The sequence below is a fragment of the Rufibacter roseolus genome, assembly GCF_017916365.1.
GTDB lineage: Bacteria > Bacteroidota > Bacteroidia > Cytophagales > Hymenobacteraceae > Nibribacter > Nibribacter roseolus.
Window position 1 is genome coordinate 355090 of record NZ_JAFMSU010000002.1, and the last position, 22072, is coordinate 377161.

General features: G+C 52.2%; 17 protein-coding genes and 1 tRNA gene. 14 read left to right on the forward strand and 4 right to left on the reverse strand.

Annotation, left to right across the window (positions count from 1 at the left end):
* Positions 1–397: 397 nt before the first annotated feature.
* From J3P35_RS10425 to J3P35_RS10440, 4 genes are all read left to right on the forward strand, one after another.
* Positions 398–1795 (forward strand): M14 family metallopeptidase, encoded by a 1398-nt coding sequence (locus J3P35_RS10425; protein ID WP_246850154.1) that lies wholly within the window; start codon positions 398–400, stop codon positions 1793–1795.
* A 91-nt stretch (positions 1796–1886) separates the two neighbouring features.
* Positions 1887–2960, forward strand: coding sequence for a DUF1611 domain-containing protein (locus tag J3P35_RS10430; RefSeq protein ID WP_210464552.1), 1074 nt, complete (start codon positions 1887–1889; stop codon positions 2958–2960).
* Positions 2957–4024 (forward strand): mandelate racemase/muconate lactonizing enzyme family protein, encoded by a 1068-nt coding sequence (locus tag J3P35_RS10435; RefSeq protein ID WP_210464553.1) that lies wholly within the window; start codon positions 2957–2959, stop codon positions 4022–4024. The genes J3P35_RS10430 and J3P35_RS10435 overlap by 4 nt, the downstream gene beginning before the upstream one ends.
* Positions 4025–4389: 365 nt before the next feature.
* On the forward strand, positions 4390–5622 hold the full coding sequence (locus J3P35_RS10440) for a nucleoside recognition domain-containing protein (protein WP_210464554.1): 1233 nt from the start codon (positions 4390–4392) through the stop codon (positions 5620–5622).
* A 191-nt stretch (positions 5623–5813) separates the two neighbouring features.
* Here J3P35_RS10440 and J3P35_RS10445 read toward each other — a convergent pair whose 3' ends face one another.
* From J3P35_RS10445 to J3P35_RS10455, 3 genes are read right to left on the reverse strand one after another with little or no spacing between them, the layout of a single operon-like run.
* Entirely contained in the window at positions 5814–7046 is a 1233-nt protein-coding gene (locus J3P35_RS10445; RefSeq protein WP_210464555.1) for a hypothetical protein, read from the reverse strand.
* A gap of 20 nt (positions 7047–7066) precedes the next feature.
* On the reverse strand, positions 7067–8527 hold the full coding sequence (locus J3P35_RS10450; protein WP_210464556.1) for a SusD/RagB family nutrient-binding outer membrane lipoprotein: 1461 nt from the start codon (positions 8525–8527) through the stop codon (positions 7067–7069).
* A 14-nt stretch (positions 8528–8541) separates the two neighbouring features.
* Positions 8542–11637, reverse strand: coding sequence for a SusC/RagA family TonB-linked outer membrane protein (locus tag J3P35_RS10455; protein ID WP_210464557.1), 3096 nt, complete (start codon positions 11635–11637; stop codon positions 8542–8544).
* Between the two features lie 205 nt (positions 11638–11842).
* On the opposite strand from J3P35_RS10455, the gene J3P35_RS10460 reads away from it, so the two are divergent.
* Both J3P35_RS10460 and J3P35_RS10465 read left to right on the forward strand, forming a co-directional pair.
* Positions 11843–12835: an MBL fold metallo-hydrolase gene (locus J3P35_RS10460; protein WP_210464558.1), complete on the forward strand. Its 993-nt coding sequence runs from the start codon at positions 11843–11845 to the stop codon at positions 12833–12835.
* Between the two features lie 231 nt (positions 12836–13066).
* Positions 13067–13300: a hypothetical protein gene (locus J3P35_RS10465; RefSeq protein WP_210464559.1), complete on the forward strand. Its 234-nt coding sequence runs from the start codon at positions 13067–13069 to the stop codon at positions 13298–13300.
* Positions 13301–13359: 59 nt separating this feature from the next.
* Here the strand turns inward: J3P35_RS10465 and J3P35_RS10470 are convergent, their stop codons facing one another.
* The gene (locus J3P35_RS10470) at positions 13360–14628 is read right to left on the reverse strand and encodes a serine hydrolase (protein WP_246850156.1); all 1269 of its coding nucleotides are present in this window, start codon (positions 14626–14628) and stop codon (positions 13360–13362) included.
* Positions 14629–14706: 78 nt separating this feature from the next.
* On the opposite strand from J3P35_RS10470, the gene J3P35_RS10475 reads away from it, so the two are divergent.
* The 8 genes from J3P35_RS10475 (at position 14707) to J3P35_RS10510 (ending at position 22038) form a co-directional block, all read left to right on the forward strand.
* Entirely contained in the window at positions 14707–15102 is a 396-nt protein-coding gene (locus J3P35_RS10475) for a thioesterase family protein (RefSeq protein WP_210464560.1), read from the forward strand.
* Entirely contained in the window at positions 15103–15576 is a 474-nt protein-coding gene (gene smpB, locus J3P35_RS10480) for an SsrA-binding protein SmpB (RefSeq protein ID WP_210464561.1), read from the forward strand.
* Positions 15577–15768: 192 nt separating this feature from the next.
* Positions 15769–16548, forward strand: coding sequence for a C40 family peptidase (locus J3P35_RS10485; protein WP_246850158.1), 780 nt, complete (start codon positions 15769–15771; stop codon positions 16546–16548).
* 266 nt (positions 16549–16814) lie between these two features.
* Entirely contained in the window at positions 16815–17324 is a 510-nt protein-coding gene (locus tag J3P35_RS10490; RefSeq protein WP_210464562.1) for an HNH endonuclease, read from the forward strand.
* Between the two features lie 21 nt (positions 17325–17345).
* Positions 17346–17957, forward strand: coding sequence for a hypothetical protein (locus J3P35_RS10495; protein WP_210464563.1), 612 nt, complete (start codon positions 17346–17348; stop codon positions 17955–17957).
* A gap of 402 nt (positions 17958–18359) precedes the next feature.
* On the forward strand, positions 18360–20252 hold the full coding sequence (gene rpsA / locus J3P35_RS10500) for a 30S ribosomal protein S1 (protein ID WP_210464564.1): 1893 nt from the start codon (positions 18360–18362) through the stop codon (positions 20250–20252).
* Between the two features lie 133 nt (positions 20253–20385).
* A tRNA-Cys gene (locus J3P35_RS10505) sits at positions 20386–20456 on the forward strand.
* Between the two features lie 682 nt (positions 20457–21138).
* A complete protein-coding gene (locus J3P35_RS10510; RefSeq protein WP_210464565.1) occupies positions 21139–22038 on the forward strand; it encodes a cyanophycinase in 900 nt (299 codons plus the stop codon).
* Positions 22039–22072: the final 34 nt, after the last annotated feature.

Here is a 22072-nt window from a genome sequence, read left to right on the forward strand (position 1 = left end):
TTTTGAAAATCGGCCTCAAAACAGCTTCGTGCTTTCACCAAGTACTCTCCATTGACCTTGCGCTGTTTTTCAATACCATCCTGCAGGAAATGGGGTAGGAAGAAGGTGCATCTGGTGCACAGCGGGGCAATTTCTGCGGAAATCTTTTCATGAACCCGGAAATCGTACTTACATTAACGCCCTTAACTTTCTTGGCAGCCCACAGGTAAATCTCTTCCTTAGGCCTTGCCGAGTTGCCACCACTTAAACAGCTTGTGGTTCCATGCGAAAACTTCCTATCTATCTTTTATCTTTCATGACACTTTTGGGTACCCAGTGCCAAAGCAGTATGGTCTCCGGGAAGAGCAATCCTCCGTCCAAGGCCAGCAAAATCTCCGTAAGCAACCAACCAGCGGAAATGGCCCGACTAGTATTTGATGAACACGGGCGCTATAAAGAAGCCAGTATAACCCACCGCCGGTTCAAGCACAAAGACCTGGTGCCGCTGTTGGAGAAGCTTCGGCAGAACCCCTTGTTCCAGGTGCAGGTGGCGGGAAAATCCGTGGAGAAACGCGATATCTACCTGGTAAAGGCTGGTACGGGCAAAAACAAGGTCCTGCTTTGGTCACAGATGCACGGCGATGAGTCCACGGCCACCATGGCGCTACTGGACATCTTCAACTTCCTGCAAGCCTCTGATGAGCTAGACCCCATCCGGCAGGAGATCCTGAAGAACAACACGCTATATTTCGTGCCCATGCTCAACCCCGATGGTGCCGAGCGGTTCATCCGCCGCAACGCCCTGGAGATTGACCTGAACCGCGACGCGTTACGCCTGCAGAGCCCCGAGGCCAAACTCCTGAAATCCCTCCGCGATAGCATTAAGCCTGATTTCGGGTTCAACCTGCATGACCAAAGTCGCCTATATACCGTGGGCACCACCGGCAAACCGGCCACCATTTCTTTCCTGGCACCGGCCTTCAACCACGCCCAGACCGTGAACGAGGTGCGGGAACGGGCCATGAAGACCATTGTGGGCATGAACGAGAGCATCCAGCAGTTTATACCCGGGCAGGTGGCCAAGTACTCAGATGAGCATGAGCCCAGGGCCTTCGGTGACAATATCCAGAAGTGGGGCACCAGCCTCATCCTAATTGAATCCGGGGGATACCAGGGCGATCCGGAGAAGCAGTACATCCGGCAGCTGAACTTCGCGGCAATCCTTTCTGCGCTGCAAATCATTGGCGAGCAAGGCTACACCCGCTATGACAAGAAGGACTACTTCAAAATTCCGCAGAATGAGCGTTACCTGTTTGACGTGGTGCTGCGGAAAGTGCGCTACCGTGACCAGGGCCGCGACACGCTGCTAGACATAGGTATTCTGCGGAATGAGAGCAACGCCAACACGCCCCAAGGCTTTTTCCACCGCAGTTCGGTGGAGGAGATAGGCGACATGAGCGTGTTCTCCGGCTACGAGGAAGTCAACGCCGAGGGCTTGGTCCTGACGCCCGGCAAAGTCTACGAAACCCCACTGGACAACGTAGAGGTCCTCACCCCTGAACGAACCCGCGAGTTGCTGGCCTCTGGCTACACCACCGTAAGGCTTCAGAAAATTCCCGTGGAATACAACCCAGTGGATTTGCCCCTGAACGTGGTGGCAGTGAACGGAAAAGTAAACCACTCATTGGCTTTGGACCGGGGTGCCAACTTCACCCTCAGAACCCCAGACGGGCAGGTGCGCTACGCTATTGTCAACGGGTTCATCTATGACCTGAGCAAAGAGATGCCTGCGCTCTTCCACGGCCTGGTTTTATAATATCTTACTGTTTAGGGGCCGTTTTAGAGAAATCGGCCCCTAAACAAACCTTAAACTCCTTCATTATTCTCTCTCAAAGCACACCTTCACAATGGACGGAAATGCCATTATCCTTACCGATGGACTGCTCAGACAGTATCCTGCCAAAACCGCGCATGGCCTCATCAGGGGCACCGAACGGTTCCGCATCATTGGCGTCATTGACGTGGAATGCGCCGGCCAGGACGCCGGGGAAGTAGTAGACGGCCAGAACCGGAACATTCCGGTGTACGCAGATTTAGCCGATTTCTTGAAAAACAGCCCCGAAAAGGCGCAGTACTGCCTGGTGGGCATCGCCCCGAAGGGTGGGAAACTGCCGGCCAGCATGAAAGAGACCATCGCGCAGGCCATCAGGGAGAAGATGCACATTGTGAGCGGTTTGCATGAGTACATCAGTGACATGCCCGAACTGACCTCGCTGGCGCAGGAACACGGCGTGCAACTCCTTGACGTGCGCAAGCCCAAACCTAAAAGTGAGCTGCATTTCTGGACTGGTAAAATCAAAGACGTTCCGGCCCCACGCATAGCCGTTCTGGGCACCGATGTGCGCATGGGCAAGCGCACCACCACGCGGTTGCTCACCCAGGCCGCCGAAGCCGCCGGCCTCAAAGCCCAGATGATCTTCACCGGCCAGACCGGCTGGATGCAGGGGCGGGGCACCGGCTTTATCCTGGACTCTACTTATAACGATTTTGTCTCCGGCGAACTGGAGCACGCCATCCTGGCCAGTTACGAGCAACACCACCCCGATGTCTTTTTCATAGAAGGTCAGGCGGCGTTGCGGAATCCCAGCGGCCCCTGCGGGTCTGAGTACCTGGTCTCGGGGCAGGTGAAATACGTTGTGTTGCAGCACGCGCCCACCCGCGTGTACTTCGATGACAACGAGGAATGGGGCATCAAAATCCCGCCGGTTTCCACCGAGATCCAGTTGATAGAACTGTACGGCGCCAAAGTGCTGGCCCTTACCTTGAATACTGCCGGTCTTACTTTGGAAGAAGCCCGATCGTTCCAGAAGCAATACCAGGAAGAGCTCAAAATTCCAGTGGTGCTGCCGCTGGAAGACGGCGTGGGTCAGATCATTGACCTGGTGAAAGAAGTTCTGGAGAAAGAGGCCTCTGCGGTATGAAGATAAAGGAAATCAACGTCTGGAAAGCCGATCTGGCCTTGACCCGTCCGTATACCATTGCCTTTAAAACCGTATCGGCGGTAGAGAACGTGCTGGTGGAACTGGTGGCGGAAAACGGCCTCACGGGCATAGGCGCGGGGAACCCTAGCAAAGAGGTAGTGGGAGAGGAACTGTCCCAGACAATGGCCGTGCTGCAACCCGAGAGCCTGGACTGGCTCCTGGGCCGCGACCTGCGGGAATTCCAGGCCATCTGTGCTGAGTTGCCATTGCGCCTGCCCCACAACCCGGCAGCCCGCGCCGCCCTGGATATTGCCCTGCATGATCTTTTCACTAAATTCCTGGGCGTGCCGTTGGTGTCCTTCCTGGGTCAACGCCTGGATTCTCTGCCTACCTCTATCACCATCGGAATCAAATCTGTGGAGGAAACCCTGGCCGAGGCCGAGGAGTACGTGGGCCGCGGCTTTACGCACCTAAAGGTGAAAGTGGGCGAAAGCCTAGCGCTGGATCTGGAACGGCTGGTGAAACTGCGCGAAGCCCACGGCAATAAAGTCACCATCAGGATAGACGCGAACCAGGGCTGGACCACCTATGACCTGGCCAACTTCTGCACCCAGGCCCAACCGCTGGACATTGAACTGATAGAGCAGCCGCTGCCCGCCCCCATGATTGATGACCTGCGGGAATTGCCTGATGCCGTCAAAGATTTGGTGGCCGCTGATGAATCGTTGCTTTCTCCCCTGGATGCGTTTCAACTGGCCACGCCGCCGCGTGCCTGCGGCATCTATAACATCAAACTCATGAAATGCGGCGGCGTGTATGCGGCCCGGCAGATTGGGACCATCGCGCAGCAAGCCGGCATTGACCTTATGTGGGGTTGTAATGATGAAAGCATCGTGAGTATCTCGGCGGCTCTGCACGCGGCCTTCTCCTGCGCCAACACCCGCTACCTTGACCTGGACGGCAGCCTGGACCTGGCCCGCGATGTTGTCTCAGGTGGGTTTATCCTGGAGAACGGAATCATGCGCCCTAACGGCAAACCCGGTTTGGGCGTTGAGCGGATTTAGTGAGTGAGTGAGTGAGTGAGTGAGTGAGTGAGTGGATTTTCCTATGGATTTACCGGTGGCTTAAGCCTTGATGAACGGTTTTCAAGGCGTTTTCTGAAAATGGCCCTATAAACGATCTCGCAAGCAAGTCCCCCTCACGAGATGTAAAACAAGAACAGAAAGAATCCTAATATAAAACCGCAGGTTCGTCCAGGCGCGCTTGCGGTTTTTATTTTCCGGCTGTGTATCTTTCCGTCAGTTTTGCCTTGAATCTGAGCGAAGAAAAGTGCTGGCGCAACACTGAATAAAAAACAATCACTCATTCTCTCAATCTCGCATTCACTCATTCAATTTTACTCAATCACTCATTCAGTCATTCCTTTCGCATGGTTTTAAATTATCTGTGGGTTGCGTTCTTTTTGGTCGCTTTCTGCATTGCGCTGTTTAAACTTATATTCTTACAAGATACCGCCGTCTTTCAGCAACTGGTTGCCAGTACTTTTGACAACGCCAAATTGGGTTTTGAGATCTCCCTGGGCCTTACTGGGGTCATGACCCTTTGGCTGGGCCTGATGAAAGTGGGGGAGCGCGGAGGCATCATCGCCATTTTCGCGAAAGCCGTAGGGCCCTTTTTCAACCGCCTTTTCCCCGAGGTGCCCAAAAACCACCCGGTGTTCGGTTCCATCCTGATGAACTTCTCGGCCAACATGCTGGGCTTGGACAACGCCGCCACCCCGCTGGGGCTTAAAGCCATGAAAGAGCTGCAGGAGTTGAATCCCAGCGAAGACACCGCCTCCAATGCACAGATCATGTTCCTGGTGCTCAATACCGCCGGTCTTACCTTAATCCCCATCAGCGTGCTGGTGTTTCGGGCACAGATGGGCTCGGTAGATCCTTCCGCGGTGTTTATTCCTATTCTGCTGGGTACTTTTTTCTCTTTGCTGGGCGGTTTGCTGGCCGTGGCCATTTACCAGCGCATTAACCTGCTGGACAAGGTGATTTTGCTTTACCTGGGCACCATGGGACTTTTGATCGGAGGGCTAATCTATTATTTCAGTACCATCTCGCAGGAAAGAATTGCGTTAATTTCCTCGGTAGCCAGTAACATCATCCTGTTTTCGGTGATCATTTCCTTTATCGCGCTGGCTTTGGTGCGGAAGGTGAATGTTTACGAGGCCTTTATTGAAGGCGCGAAAGAAGGCTTCGGGGTGGCGATCTCCATTATCCCTTATCTCATTGCCATGCTGGTGGCCATCGGGGTGTTCCGGGCATCCGGGGCTTTGGATATCCTGGTGCAGGGAATTGGGGCCTTGGTGGGCTTCCTGGGGCTTAACACCGATTTCGTGCCGGCGCTTCCCGTGGCGCTTATGAAACCCCTGAGCGGCAGCGGTGCCCGTGGCCTGATGGTGGATGCCATGAAAACCTACGGCGTGGATTCTTTCGTTGGGAACGTAGCTGCCGTGATTCAGGGCTCTACTGAGACTACCTTCTACATCCTGGCTGTTTACTTTGGCTCCGTGGGCATCCGGAAAACCCGCTATGCCGTGATCTGCGGCCTTATCGCCGATTTGGTGGGTATTGTGGCGGCCATCTGGCTGGCGTACCTGTTCTTTCATTAATAGAAAATGTTTCAAGTCTGTTTTGCCGAAAGTACCCGCAAAATAGATTAGCTAAAGAGCCCGGGCCAGCAAAATACTCATGCTGGCCCGGGCTCTTTTCTTTTAGCAAAGTGAATGGCACGCCGCATAATTCACTTCGCTAAAAGAAAAGGCTCCCATTTGGGAGCCTTTTCTGTAAAACAGAGCTAAAACTACAGGTACTTCACGGTGAAACTCATAGAAGCCGGAGAGCCGGTGCCCGGGGCTTTGGTGATGCTGGTCACGGTGAAGATGGCAAATTGGTTCTGGCCTCTAAGCTTGGCAATGTACACGTCGCCCACGCTGGCGTTGGCAATGGTGGCACTGGCCGTGGCGCTGCCCCGCAGATACTGGTAGGCGATGGAGTTATGGTTGGCCGCATTGTAAACTGCCGCCGTGGATTTCACAAAACGCGTCTCGTTTTTGCTGCCCAAAGTAAAGGCGCTACCCGATGCCGAAGTGACCACCAGGTCCTTGTCTGCATCACTGCCGGTGGCCGGTACATTGGTGCGGGTCAACAAGTTGTAGGCGGCCGCATCCGGGGCCGCATTGTCAAAAGTCACCATGCCGGTAGTCTGGCCAGAGAGCGGGCTGGGATTGGTAACCTGCAGCGTAGAAGAAGCCGAGGCGGTCAGCTTGGGTCTCCGCGATACCACCACAAAACGGTAGGTGATGGATTTGCCTGCGGTGCCCGCCGGGATTTTCACTCCGAAGTTCCGGGTGAGGGTATTGCCCGTGAGCGCCTCCCGGCGGACCAACTGCTCTGCCTCGCCCTCCACGGTGGAATAAATCCTGAGGGAATCCAGCGGGCGGTACAGTTCCGTCGTGCTTTCGTTCAGGGCGATGTTGAAGACCACCGAGTCTCCCTCGGCGGTGACGCCGTTGGAAGGCACATTGAGAACACTCTTCACCGCGATGGTTGGTTGGGCCAGGCCCACCTGCACGTAGAACGTTCGGATGAGGTTCAGTCCGTTTTCGTTCAGGATCTCGGTCTCCACCTTGATCACTGATCTGCTGGGGGCCTGCGGCACAGTGTAGTTGATGATGAGCGTGTCCAGGCGGTCAGTAGCAGAAAAGGCAGGTTTGTAGGGAATGGTCTGCACTTTGGTGCGGGTGCCGGCGCCAATAGTCTCGTACACGTTGATCTCCTTCACCGGGCTCTCTGAGAAGAAGCCCAACTCAAAGGAAATCAGTTCACCGGAGGCGTAGCTGTTAGGGGCCGTGGCCGAGGTGGAGATGGTGATGCGGCCGTTGGCCAGATCTATGAGGTCATTGCCGCTCACCGGCACGCTGCCCTTGTCCGTGGGGGTGGTGTTATCCTTGATGAAATCGGGCTCGTCATAGCAGGAGGTGAGGGCTGTACAACCCAGGACCAGGAGGAAGATATAGCTGATGATTCTTTTCATGTCTTTAGGTTTTTGCGCTTTTATTGATCCCACCACATTCTTTCGGCCAGGCCTTTGGTGGCTTTCCCAACCTCATCGGCGTTGCGGGCAGCCTCAGACTCTGGGTAAAGTACCCGCCGGATGAACTGGCCGTTCAGCGCCGGGTTATGCTCGGCGGGCAGGGCCATGCCAGGGTAAATGTCCGGTGAGTAGTCGTACCGGCGCACATCCACCCAGGCCTCAGGGTTGAGGTAGAGCGCAATGAGCTTCTCCTTCATGATCAGGGACAGCGTAAGGTTGGCAGCCCCTACCGCCACACGGGGGTTGCTGAGGTAGGCCTCGCGGTCTGCGGTAGCCACACCGAGTTTGTCCATGTGCGACCTGATGCCCGCCAGATAGGCTTGGTAGGCTTCTTCGGTGCTGCCGGTGGAGGAACTGGTGCCTCCGTTGGCGATAAAGCGGGCCTCGGCCTCAATAAACTTCATCTCGCTGTACGTCACCATTAAAAGGGGAGAAGCAGGCTTGGCGTAGAAGGTGTTGGCGGTGATGTTGGTATTGCCGCCCGTGCCGGCGCCGTTCCGGTAACCGGTGTACGGAGCCGCGCTGGTGCCTCTGTCGGCCATTAGCGGCAAGCGTGGATCTACCAGACCCGGGATGGCGGTTCCGTTCAGTAGGTTCACCAAGGTCTGCGACGGGGCCACAATGAAGTTACCCGTGGTGGTGCCTATGGCGATGTTCCGGTTCCAGGGATTCAGGTTACGGTCGTTGAAGATCACCTGCATGTCATCGGCGTTGGAAGAAAAGGCCTTGGCCACGAAACCCAGTGCCGCATTGGCAGCAGAGGTGCCTTGTTTTTCTACCAAGTGAATGGTGTAGCGGGCTTTGAGTGCATTGGCGGCTTTGATCCATTTGGCGGTGCTGCCTGCGTAAATCAGGTCATCGGCGGCGGGCTTCAGGGTGGAGTTTGGTTTCTGGAGCTCTACAATGGCCTCGTCCAGTAAAGTCTGGATGGTGGTGTACAGCTGTTCCTGGGTGTCGTACTGGGGTGTCAGCTCGGCCGGACCCTGGAAGGCATTGGAAAAAGGTACGTCACCCCAGGTATCGGTGAGTAAACCCAGGTTCAGGGCCTGCAACACCTTTGAAATGCCCACATAGTAAGAAGAGCCTTCATCCGCGGCCTGCTGCACCAGCAAGTGCAGGTTGTTCAGGTTGTTCAGGTAAATGGTGTTCCAGGCGGTATTCACCCGGACATCAATGTGCCGGTCTGCGATCTGCGGGCCAGAGGTATAGGCGGCCAGCTGCTGCGAGAACAAACTGGTGTACTGGCCCAACTGGTAGTGCGCATCGGCGGTGGATACCTGGATGGGGGAGAGCAGCGCGTCTGAACTCACCGTATTCGCCCGGTTTGGATCATCGTTCACGTCCAGGAATGAGTCACACCCCGCCAGCGGGAGCAATGCCATCAACCCGATTCTTATGTATTTTCTGGAAATATGTAGCATAGTCTGTAGGGGGATTAAAGGGTTACATTCAGGCCAAAGGTGTAGCTTCTTACCGCCGGTATACCATAGCCGGTATAACCTAGGGCATTGCTGCCAGAGCCATAGGTGGGGGTTTCTGGGTCAAAGCCTTCAAATGGCGTAATCAGGAAAAGGTTGTTGCCGGTTACGTTCAGGCGGATGCTCTTGAACGGCGATTTACCAATCACACTGGCTGGCAGGGTGTAGGAAAGCTGGGCGTTCCGGAGGCGCACCCAGGAGGCATCCTGGAGCAGCACGTCTGAAGCATCATTGAAACTGTTCCCGTTGCGGTAGAAATTCTCATCCAGCACCACCGGAATGGTATTTGGCTCGCCGTTGGCATTTACCCCATTGAAGATGATCTGCTGGTAGCGGTTCTCCGTTCTAATGTCAATCCCGTTTCTGATGCGATTTCGCATACTTACGTCATAAACGTCACCGCCCTGGCGGATGTCAATGAGCGCTGTCAAACTCAGGCCTTTCCACGTGATGGTGTTGGTGATACCGCCTTGCCAATCTGGTAAAGCATTGCCCACCTTGATCAGCGGCGTGGCCGGACTCAAGGTAGGCAAGCCGTTGGTCCCGATAATGAGGCGGCCCTGGTCATCGCGCAGGAAAGGACGGCCGTACAGGTCGCCGGCCGATCCGCCCACTACCAGTTTGTTCATGATGCGGTCATCCTGGAAGATGATCTCCGGCACGGCAGGCGTAATGGAGAGCACCTTGCTTTTATTAGTAGACCAGTTCAGCACCACGTCCCAGGAAAATTCATTGATCTTCACCGGGGTACCCGATACCAGCAATTCTACCCCGGTGTTCTGGATCTCGCCGGCGTTGGTGGTATAGCTGAGCAGACCGGCCGTTACGCTGGTAGGCACCGGAATAATCTGGTCTTTACTTCTGGACCGGTAATAAGTGGCGTCCACGGTTAAGCGGCTCTGGAAAAAGTGCAGCTCAGACCCGAATTCAATGGAAGTGGTGGTTTCGGGTCTCAGTTCGGGGTCACCCACGGCGGTGCTTACCACAAAGCCGTTCCGGTTACCGAAGGGGAATCCTGTGGCCGCCCCAAAGTAAGTGCCCACCTGGTAAGGCTGGGTGTCTTTTCCTACCTCAGCCCAGGAGGCCCGCACTTTCCCGAAATTGAAGAACCGGTTATCCTCTAATCCCAGTAGTTCAGAGAAGATGAAGCTGGTGCTCACCGATGGGTAGAAGAACGAGCGGTTCTTTTTAGGCAGGGTAGAGGTCCAGTCATTCCTGCCGGTCACGTTCAGGAACAGCATGTTGCGGTAATCTAATTTGGCGTCAAAGAATGCCCCAATCAGGCGCCGGTCCCTGATGGCGTTGGTGGTAAAGATGTTGGCCGTATTGGACAAATGGTGGAACAAGGGAACCGTGAAGCGCTCACCCCGGGTGTTGAGGATATCTGAGGCCTGGTTCTCTATGCTGTTTCCCAGCATGAGGGAGGCATTGAGGTTCTCTGAGAATGAGTGCTCGGCGGTCAAAAAGGCGTTGGACGTAATCTCCCGGTAATTGACCCGTTCCTCAATGATAAAGCCCCCAGTGCCAGCCGCAATGTCCAGCGTAGGCGCTCCCTGGAAAATAGGACCCGGCACCAGGCGCGTGCGGTTATCGCTGTAAACGTCGGCGCCCAGTTTGTAGTTGAAGCGCAGCCAGGGCAGGAAATCATAGTTGAACCCTATGTTCCCAATGACCCGGTTCACATCGTCTTTCAGGGTGCTGTTCTCCGCGAGGTAACGTGGGTTATCAATAACGCCGGGCGAATACACCTTCATGGTACCATCGGGGTTAATGTAATCGTTCACGTCAAAAGTGGTGGTATGGTACGTGAGCGCCGACATGATGCCTTTGTCACCAGAGGCGGCTTTGTTCCCGCCCGACTGGCTGTAGCTGACGGTACCGTTCACCGCGAATTTCTCAGAGAAGTTCACGTTCCCGCCCACTTTTACCGTGGTCCGTTTCCAGTCTGAGTTGGGCACGATGCCCTCCTGGTTGTAATGCGAAGCCGAGGTATGGAAAGTGGCCTTCTCATTCCCGCCCGATACGCTGAGGTTGTTGTCAAAGCGAGTGCCGGTCTGGAAGAAGTTCTTGAAGTTGTCATAGAAGGGTTCATCTGTGATGAGCGGCCCGAAGGTCTGGAAACGATTAGGCGCACCGGCTGAGGTAACCCTGAGGCGGCCCCCCAAACCTTCGCGGTATTTGGTCTGGTATTCGGGCGTTTTATTGATTTCGTCTACCCCGAAGTTGGTGCTGAAGTTGACGGTGGTGGCGCCGGCGCGCCCCTTCTTGGTGGTGATGATGATGGCGCCGTTGGCTGCCCGCAAACCGTACAAGGCGGTGGCCGCGGCCCCTTTCAGCACCGTCATGCTTTCCACGTCTTCGGGGTTAATATCGGCGGCCCGGTTGGTAAACGCGAAGGATTGCTCATTTCCGCCGGCTTCGGCGGTGGCCACCGTACCCGCGCTGGGCAGCTGATTGCCCGCAATGGTCTCGTTGCTGATGGGAATACCGTCAATCACGAACAAAGGCTGGTTATTGGCTCCCGGCGAGAGGGAGTTGATGCCCCTGATCTGGATGCGGGAACCGGCCCCTGGCGTACCCCCGGTGCCCAGCACCTGCACCCCGGCCACCCGTCCCTGCAGTGAGTTTACCACGTTGGGGTTGCGGGTTTGGGCAATCTGCTCGGCGCCCACCTCCTGCACCGAGTAGCCCAAGGTTCTTTTCTCCTGCTCCCGCCCGAAGGCCGTCACTACCACTTCATTCAGTTGCTGCACGTCCGGCACCAGGGAAACGGTGATGGAGGTTCTGCCGTTGATGGGTACTTCCTGCGTGGTGAACCCAATAAAAGAAACCACCAGGGTAGTGGCGGCAGCGGTGGTAGACACGGTGTAATTACCGGAGGCATCGGTATTGGTGCCGCTGGTAGTGCCTTTCACCACCACACTAGCCCCAATCACGGGTGTGCCGTCGGCGGAAGACAGTACCCGGCCGGTAATCTGCCGTTCCTGGGCTGCCAGTTCCTCCATGCAGCAGAAAGCACAAAAGAACAAAAGCAATCTGTAGAGTTTTTTCATGTGCGTTGGGATTTGTAGTGAGGGAAATGATTTGGTTATAATTTAGAGATTCTGGCGTAGAATCCAATAGTTAGAATGGATTAATTGGCTGATCCATAAGTATGTAGGTACAATTAATTAGATGTTAATCTACTTTTTTAAGTTAATTTAGCCCCTATTAAGAAAGGGGTGCCGAGAGGGAAATCTTAGTTCAGTATAATTTGACATGACACAAAGCTTTTTATTGAATCCCGATCTAAGGGTCATCCGCGAAGACTGGAAAGGCAACCCACTTAATGATGGCCGCTTTGTAGGGGAATTCAAGCAGGGAAACCAGTCCATGCTGCTGGCCTTGCGTTGGAAACTGACCAAAAACCCGCAGAGAGCCGAGAAAAAATCTGATAACTGGCTACCTGGGGTAAGAGACCCAAGGGCTTTTTTGCAAGGAAAAGAAGACGGAATGGTGTGGCTGGGGCACGCTACGTTCTTCATCAGGCTGGGCGGCGTCACGTTTCTCACTGACCCGCTGTTTTACGGGGTTTCCATGCTCAAGCGCAAAGTGCCTTTCCCGGTGCAGCTCCATGAGTTGCCGCACATAGACTACGTGCTGCTGTCCCACGGCCACTTTGACCACTGCGACAAAGCCAGCCTCAAAACACTAGGCAAAACCCATTCCTTTACCGTGCTCACCTCCCTCAAAATGAAGAGCCTGATCCAGAGCTGGCTGCCATCTAACCCGGTGCAGGAAGCCGGTTGGTACCAAGAATTCCAAACTAAGGAGAACGGTCCCCGGGTGTTTTACCTGCCGGCCTACCACTGGCACAAGCGCGGCATGACAGATAACAACAAAATCCTGTGGGGCAGTTTTATGCTGCAAACCTCAACGCATACCCTGTATTTTGGCGCAGATTCTGGTTATGACCAGCACTACAAAGAAATCCAGAAGCTGTTCCCTAAGATCGACATCTGTATTCTGGGCGTGGGGGCATATAACCCGGCCTTCATCATGCAGCCCAGCCACACAAACCCCGCCGAGGCCGTGCAGGCGTTCAAAGACCTCAAAGGCGGTACCCTGGTGCCCATGCACTTCGGAACGTTTGATTTGTCTGATGAACCCATCGGGGAGCCAGTGCGCTGGCTTAAACGCCTTGAGGCCCAGGGGGAGATTTCGGGAAAACTCAGAATTCTGGACATCGGCGAAGCCATGCCTTTGAGCTGAAAGGGAATCCAAAGCCACTTGAGACTATCTGAGATCGGGCATTCATCTGATAAGGCAGAAATGGCAAATGCCTTGTTTTAGGCCTGTTTTTGGAAAAGGAGCTTAAAAATGGCGGTGGCTTTTTTAGCATTTAAATGCTGCCACATGCATTCCCATCTATAAAAAGGTATCTGTTCTGCTGCCATTCCGTATGAAATAAGGTATTGAGTAATCACTTTAATCTTAAAGAAGATGGCAAACGAAACGAATAAGAACCGAGACGATCGTAAAGATAAATTAGGCAACCCAAGCTCCGGCAAAACCAAGGCCCCCGGTGAAGGCGCTCCGCTGCGCGGCGATGTGCCTGCCACAAATCCGCATACCGGCGAAGCACCGGGCACTACGCCCAGCGGCACTGGCCGCAGAGGTAATATCAGCTCCGAGGACGGAGGCGATATAAGCGGTAACTCTGCCGGAAGCCACTAAGGACTTTCCTCCTTAAAGTAAGACGGCCCCACCTAGACTATCAGGTGGGGCCGTCTTACTTAGTTTTGGGCGGTTTTGTCATAAACGAGCCTGAAACGGCTCAGATCTGGCGCGTGCTTTCTTTTGCGCTGCAGTTCATGGTCATACACCACCTGGCCCAGGTCGCGCAGGAAAGGGAAGCCAATTTCATCGTACTCATACTTGCCGTCGTTGTAGATGCCGTCTTCGTTCACGTGTACGGTGGTGGTGAGCAGGAACTCCACGTTGTTTTTGAAATCAACCACGTAGGCATTATCCGTCAGGAACCCGAACGACTGGCCAATCTTGTTGAAGATGCGGATGTGGTCCGGGATTCTCTCGGTGCGGGGCGGCCCCCCGAAGAGCAGGTACTTCACAAAGGCATCGGGGTACTCTTTCTCGGGGTACTGCGGGTAAGTCGTCTCGCGGGGCAACTGCGACATGTACTGGTACAGGAACCGGTAATCGTCTGGGGTGAGGTTGAAACGGTTCTGGGCCGGTACCGACTCAGGGAACAGCAGGGCACGCAGCATCTGGTGCTGGTCTTCCAGGGCAAAGGTGTTTGAAAAGGCAAAATCACGGGGCTCCATCACCAGTTTGTCATCGTTGGTCATGTTGCCTTTGCCCAGGAGAATGGGGGTGGGGTTCTTGTAGTCTTTGCTGCTTTTCACCAGGCCCTGCTGGTAAATCACCTTTCCGTTCTGCATAAAACGCACCGGGTTGGTGTACTTGTCCAATTCAATAGGCAAAAACCTGGATAGCCTGATGGGCAGCCGGATGCTCTTATAGCCTTTCGCTTTGAGACCTTCGTTCAGGGGTTCCTGGCCTATGAACTCATAAAGCCGGTTATAGGCGTCATTGTCAGAGGTAACCAGGATCTTCTTAATGTAGTGCGCGATGGACGGAAAGCCCGTGGCTGAGGTGGAATCCTGTAACACTTTGGTTTGTCCCTGGTAGGCGCTGTCAGTGAGCATGGTGGTTTCCTTATTTAAGTCGGGCACCTTAAGCGTGTTGATCTTCTCCAGCGCCATGAGGGACGCGGGGAGTTTCACGGTGCTGGCCGGGTTGAAGTATTCCTGCGCGTTTACCCGGTAGCGGTAGGTTTTGAAAGAAGGTTTGTTGTTTTTGTCGCGGTCAATCTGGGTGTAGAGAATCTGGATTCTGTATTTCTCCGGATGGGCGAGCAGGGTCTTGAATTTTTCGGGGTGCTCTTCCAACAGGCGGCTCAGGGATTTGTCGGTTTTGGCCTGGCCCAGCGCCAGGGTAGCGCCCAGCAACAGCAGGGGCAGAGAGAGCAAATACATTTTCATGGTAAGCGTCGATATTTAGCCGGATGGGGTTGAATATGCGTAGAAAATCTTAATCTTCGTTCCCAGGAAAACGAAAATATGCAGAACCCTTTTCAAGAAGGAGATTCCAAAACGTACCACAAGCCCGTAACCGAGGCTGATTTTGCACAATTTGAAGCGGGGCTGGTGCACCCGGTCTGTTCCACCTTCGCGCTGGCGCAGGCCATGGAATGGGCCTCAAGGCTTTTTGTGCTGGAGATGAAGGATGAAGATGAGGAAGGCATTGGCACCATGGTACACATTGACCACCACAGCCCCGCTTTTGAAGGCGAGACCTTAATTGTGGAGGCCGTTTTCAAGACCTTGCAACAGAACGAACTACGCTGTGACATCACCGTAAAGGCTGGTCAGCGGCTGGTGGCCTCCGGGCAAACCGGCCAAAAAATTTTGAAAAAAGAGAAGATCCACCGACTTTTGAAGAACAGTAGAAACTAAATGGCGAAATCAAAAGAGAAAGACAGGCTGCAGAAAACGGTAAATATCTCTAACCGGCGGGCATCCTATGAATACCAGTTTCTAGTGAAGTATACCGCCGGCATCATGCTGCGCGGCACCGAGATCAAATCCATTAGGGAAGGAAAGGTGAACCTGTCTGACGGGTACTGCACCTTCCATGGCAATGAATTGTTTCTGCACCAGATCACCATCTCCAAATACACCGAGGGTACCCACTACAACCACGAGCCCACCCGCGATCGCAAGCTGCTCTTGAACAAACGCGAGCTGAAACAGCTGAAGGATGGCGCGCAGGAGCAAGGGGTAACCATCATCCCCACCCGGCTCTTCATCTCAGACCGCGGTTTCGCGAAGGTGGAGATCGCCCTGGCCAAAGGTAAAAAGCTCTATGACAAGCGCGAAGACATCAAAGAGCGCGATGTCAAACGTGAAATGGCCCGCGAACGGTATTAATTAAGAATTAAGAATTAAGAATTAAGAATTAAGAATTAAGAATTAAGAATTAAGAATTAAGAATTGGCTTTTCTCCATTTCGATTAAAATCCTGAAGAATCAGCTTTAAGGCTTCCTGTTTTTGCGCCTTAGCACATTCTCAAATCAGCATATTAGCACATCAGCACATTTTCAAATTAGCATATTAAAACATTGAACTTCGGGATTTGCAAATTGAGTCTGGTGCCGGTGCGCCGGGAGCCTTCTGATAAAAGCGAACAGATCACCCAATTGGTTTTTGGCGAGTGCTATGAGGTGCTGCAAACCCAGGAAAAGTGGATCCAGGTAAGGAATGCCGCCGATGACTACGAAGGTTGGATTGATTTCAAGCAGCATTTCCCCGTTTCTGATGCTTATTTTCAGGAATGGCGCAATACCAGCCATGCCCGTTCTATGGACCTTGTGCAGACTGTGAGCAGTGAGGAGGGAGTTACGCCTATTGGGATGGGAAGTGTGTTGCCTTTCTTTGACGGTATGAGCATTAGGGTAGGAGAGGAGCGCATGCTCTACAACGGCCGGGCCTCCAACCCCAACTTGCCTTACCGTGAGAATTTCCTGCAGAAAATAGCCCTCCAGTTCCTGCGCGCGCCTTACCTGTGGGGCGGCAAATCTATCTTCGGGATTGACTGCTCGGGTTTTGTGCAACAGGTGTACGGGGTGTGTGGCCACCAGCTCCGCCGCGATGCCTACCAGCAGGTTGTCCATGGGCAGGAAGTGCATTTCGTGGCCCAGACCCGCCCCGGTGATGTCGCTTTCTTTGACAACGAGGAAGGCCGCATTGTGCACGTGGGCATTGTGCTGGAAGACCAGCGCATCATCCATGCCTCCGGGGAGGTGCGCATTGACCAACTGGACCACCACGGCATCTATAACCGCGAGCGTAAGCGCTATTCCCACAAACTGCGCATCATCAAAAGAATTCTCCCTGACTAACTCCGGCTTCTCTTTTATTTCCGAGGATTATTTGCTGGTTTGTCAAGCAGGTTTCCGGTTGTGAGTCTGTAATCATTTATAGAATAAACTGGAACACCTTAGCCCGCAGACTTAAGGTACTGAGCCTCAAAAAAGTTAAAAATCAGCCTCAAATCAGGTGAGTTGAGTTAAAATTTGCAACACGAATCCCTGAAAATCAGTTAGTAAAATCTGTTGTTATGTTATTTTACGTAACTTACGGAAGGATCTACTGAGCAGGAATTCGTATGAATGATAAGGTACTCTTACTTAATCAAGATTACTCCGCCATTGCCACGTGCAGTCTGCACAAGGCATTTGTCTTGATTTATCTCCAGAAAGCAGAACTCATTGCGGAAGATCAGTTGAATGTGTTGCGCACGGTGCGCCAATCCTTTCCCCGGCCCCTGGTGATCCGGCTGCATCGCTACGTGCGCATGCCCTACAAAGGCATCTCACTTACGCGGCAGAACATCATGCGCCGTGACCGCAACCAGTGCCAGTACTGCGGCTCCACCAGAAATCTCACGCTAGACCACATGGTGCCCCGGTCCCGCGGCGGAGAGAGCACCTGGTACAACCTTATCACCGCCTGCGCCCGCTGCAACTCCAAAAAAGGAGATCGCACCCCAGAGGAGGTTTCCATGAAACTGTCCCGGAAACCTTACAAGCCCTCGTTGGTATCTTTTCTCAGGGACAGTATTCAGGACACAGACCACGTCTGGATCCCATTCCTGGCCGAACGCGCCAGAGCCTAGAAATTGACTAAAATTACCCCTATGTATAAACCTATTGTATTAAGCTTATTCTTGGCAGCCGGTTTGCTGCCCTTTGCCGCAGAAGCCCAGGTTGCCCCTGCCAAAGAGAAGGCTGCCAACGTGAAGGAAACCAAAGCAAGTCCCTTGTACTTCCTGAAAACTGACTCGGCCAACGTACCTCTTTCTGCTGCGGCCATCCAGGTAATGGATAAGGAGTGGATTGAATCCATCACGGTGCTGAAAGACAAGAATGCGGTAGAGCAGTTCGGGCCAAAGGGCAAGGACGGTGTAATCCTGATTGAGATAAAGCCAGCGCAGGAGCGCACTTTCCTGCAAACCTTAAAGGACCCCAAATACACAGCTGCTGCGGAGAAGAATATACGATTAGACGGTGGAGTAGGCAAAACCATGGCTGATCCTTTGTACTTTATCCAAACCAAAGCCGGGGAAGTGGCCGTGAGCAAAGAAGCCATCTCCAGCCTTAACCCAGAATGGATCAAATCTATTAATGTCTTGAAGGGGGCTGAGGCCGAAAAACGGTTTAAAAAGCAGGGAGAGAACGGGGTGATCTTAATCACCCTTGCTGCGGAGAAGGAACAGGATGTTCTCAACCAGCTTAGAAACAAAAACTAAAGTAGTTCACTTGAAAGCAGGAGGCGTTTAGCGCCTTTTTCTTTGAAAACAGGTCTAAAACCCTGAATTTAAGATCCTCTAACTGTTGGCAGTTTCTGCGGGATAGCTACCGCAAGTTGAATATTGTTTAAGGTTAACTAAAGCCGTTTTAGGCCTCCTTTTCTGAAAAGGGGCTTAAAACGGCTTTTCATTTATAGGGCTTTCTCAATGTATTTGGTTTTCAAAGAGATTTGCAGAAGTGTGGGCGCAAATCTTGGATAGCGGAAGAGGTTTTTGTACCTTTGCGCCGCGTTCAAGGTGAATGCCCCTGGCCCAATGTCTGGGAAAGGGATGTAAAATAAGCTGCGGCTTGGCAAGTGGTTCTGTGTCATGTCGTTATATTTTGTGAACCAGCATAGCAATATGGCAAATTTAGAAGATTTTGACTGGGGCAAATTTGAGTCTCAGGGTTTCGGCGGCGCGTACTCTCCTGCAGAGCGTGCTGAGATGGAACAAATGTATGCCGACACCCTGAACACCGTTCAGGAAGAGGAAGTGATCAAAGGTACCGTTGTTGGTATCACCGATCGCGACGTGATCCTGAACATCGGCTTCAAGTCTGATGGTCTGGTACCGGTTTCAGAATTCCGCGACATGCCGGACCTGAAAATCGGGGACGAGGTGGAGGTATTCATTGAGGACCAGGAAGACCCTAATGGCCAATTGATCCTGTCCCGCAAGAAAGCCAAAATCGTGAAAGCGTGGGAGATGATCTACGGCGCTTTGGAGAACGACACTGTACTGGAAGGCGTAGTGAAACGCAGAACCAAAGGTGGTCTGATCACCGACCTGTATGGCGTAGAAGCCTTCTTACCAGGTTCACAAATTGATGTGAAGCCTATCCGCGACTTCGACATTTATGTAGGTCGTAAGATGGAAGTGAAAGTGGTGAAAATCAACGCCGCTTTTGATAACGTAGTAGTATCGCACAAAGTCCTGATCGAAAAAGATTTGGAGCAGCAGCGCGCCGCTATCCTGAACAACCTGGAAAAAGGTCAGGTTCTGGAAGGTGTGATCAAAAACATGACCAACTTCGGTGTGTTCATCGACCTGGGTGGTGTAGATGGTCTGTTGCACATCACCGATATTTCATGGGGACGCATCAACCACCCGCAAGAGGTGTTGGAGCTAGACCAGAAAGTAAACGTGGTAGTGTTGGATTTCGACGACGACAAGAAACGTATTTCTTTGGGTATGAAGCAATTGACTGCTCACCCTTGGGATGCTCTTCCTGCCGAAGTGGAAGTTGGCTCACGCGTACGTGGCAAGATTGTGAACGTAGCAGATTACGGTGCGTTCTTAGAACTGATGCCAGGCGTAGAAGGCTTGATTCACGTATCAGAAATGTCATGGTCTCAGCACCTGCGCAACCCACAAGACTTCATCAAGCAAGGTGACGAGATTGAGGCTGTTGTGTTGACAATGGACCGCAATGACCGCAAAATGTCTCTGGGCATTAAGCAATTGACCGAAGATCCTTGGACCAAAGAAGATGTATTGACCAAATATGCAGTTGGAACTAAGCACACTGGTGTGGTTAGAAACCTGACAAACTTTGGTCTGTTCATTGAACTGGAAGAAGGTGTAGACGGTCTGGTTCACGTGTCTGACCTGTCCTGGACTAAGAAAATCAAACACCCATCTGAGTTCGTGAAAGTTGGTGACAGATTAGACGTAGTGGTTCTGGAGCTTGATGCTGCTGCCCGTCGTCTGGCCCTTGGTCACAAACAACTGGAAGAGAACCCATGGGATACTTTCGCTACCGTATTCAACGTAGGTTCTACGCACAAAGCAACCGTGTTGGAGAAATCTGACCGTGGTGCTACCCTGGAACTGCCTTACGGTATTGAAGGATTCGCCTTCCCTAAAGGTCTGGTGAAAGAAGACGGTTCTCCGGTTGAAGCTGGTGAGCAAGTAGAATTCAAAGTAACTGAGTTCTCTAAAGAAGATCGTAAGATCATCTTGTCGCACACTGCCGTTCACACTGCCCAGCCAGAAGACGCCAAGCGTAAGAAGTTTGAGAAGAAAGATGCTCCTGCTGCCGGCGCCCCTAAAGCTGCCGCAGCCCCAGCTATTCCTAAGAAAGAAGAAGTACGTTCTACTTTAGGTGACCTGGACGCCCTTTCTGCTCTGAAAGACCAGATGATGGAAAGCGAAAAAGAAGCCGGTGAGAAGAAATTAGCCGCTGCCGCTCAGGCCCGTGCTAGCAAGTCTACCGATGCTGCTGACGCTGACACAACTGAATCTGCTGAGTAATTCATAGGTAGGAAACTACCAGATTTGGAAAGAGCCTCCGCAAGGAGGCTCTTTTTTTTACACCTTTTTTGAAAAAAGTTGCCTCAGGGTTGTGACCGTATTAATTCCTGTCTATATTTGCACTCCCAATCACGGTAACGTGGCCGAGTGGCTAGGCAGAGCTCTGCAAAAGCTCGTACAGCGGTTCGAATCCGCTCGTTACCTCTCCTGAAAAAGCCTGCTCATTTTGAGCAGGCTTTTCTGTTTTCAGGCCCAAAACGTCTCTTCTATAAACCAGCCTATTTCTCCAACTCAGTCTCCGGCAAAACAATTCAGACCATACAATCCGGAACACCCTTCTAATTCATCCCCTATTTATTTGCCTTTATTTTTTGCCTCTTCCTTTAATAGAGATATTCTGTATTTTGTTTTATCCTTCTATATAAATTTATATAGCTCGCTTTTAAGTGCACCTAATTACAGTAAGTAACTCATTATCAATTACCCTTGATTTACTTCGCAAATCAAAGCCAATAAAAGACAGAATTACCTAACCATACCAGCAAGTGCCGGTTTGGGTGTAAAGTATAGTTATATAACAAATTGTGAATCTTGTCGCATTTTAGCCGGAGTTTATTACACATTTTTTAAACTTATACGTATAATTTAGTATATACTTTATTTTTGAGCTGTACTTAACCTTCATCTAAGTAGTTTCCGCAGCTTTTTTTACGGTAAATCCTATATATTCTAATTCTGTAATCTTTTGGCTTGGTTATGCGTATGCCGAGACATCCGCCAGGACCATATTAGGTTAAAAAGCTTTCAATTTCCCTTTAAAAAGAAATAGGTAAAACAGAAATAAAAGCTGAGACTTTTGGCTCTGGCAATTGATAATTGCAGGAACATGAGCAAAAAACAAACAGAAAAGGCAGGGTCTAAAAGCGATAATTTAAGGCAAGCTATTGAGGGTAAGGTGCCTAGTGGAACATTGATTGCCATAGGTGGTGCAGAAAACAAAGGAGACGAGCCAGAGGATGACTCCATGAACTCAGAGAATGCCAACTTTGAGAAGACTGAGATTCTCAGTCGGTTTGTAAAAGAGTTAAAAGGAAGAAATCCTTTGGTGCTGGTTATTCCTACGGCATCGTCTTTACCAGAAGAGTTGGGGCCTTCTTATGTGAAGGTTTTCCATGATCTCAAGGTGAAAAACGTGGAAGTGGTGGATATCCGCAACCGGGAAGATGCCTGTAAAGAAGAATACATAGAGTTGGTAAGGAAAGCGGCCGGAATCATGTTCACAGGCGGCGACCAACTCAAGCTTACTTCTATTCTGGGTGGAACGGATTTCATGCGCCTGATCAAAGAACGGTATTACAACGATTCTTTGGTGGTGGGCGGCACCAGCGCAGGAGCGGCCGCCATGTCAACCCAGATGATCTACCAGGGTATGAGCGGGGCTGGCTTCATCAAAGGATCGGTGAGTATTACGGCTGGTCTGGAGCTTTTGAATGATGTGGCCATTGACACCCATTTTATAACCCGGGGCCGTATAGTACGTATGGCGCAGATGCTGGCCACCAACCCAACTTTTATTGGGGTGGGGCTTGAGGAAGACACCGGAATAGTAGTGAAAGAAGGAAAAGAACTTGAAGTAATAGGAAGTGGCCTGGTGGTAATTGTAGATGGCCGCGGCAGTACGCATACCAATATATATGAGGTGGAGGAAGGTGTTCCTGTCACCATGAGAGACCTAAAGGTGCATCTTCTGGGAAAAGGAGATACGTACACGCTGGAAATTTTTTAACTATTCAACATCGCCGCATTCATATTAGATTAAA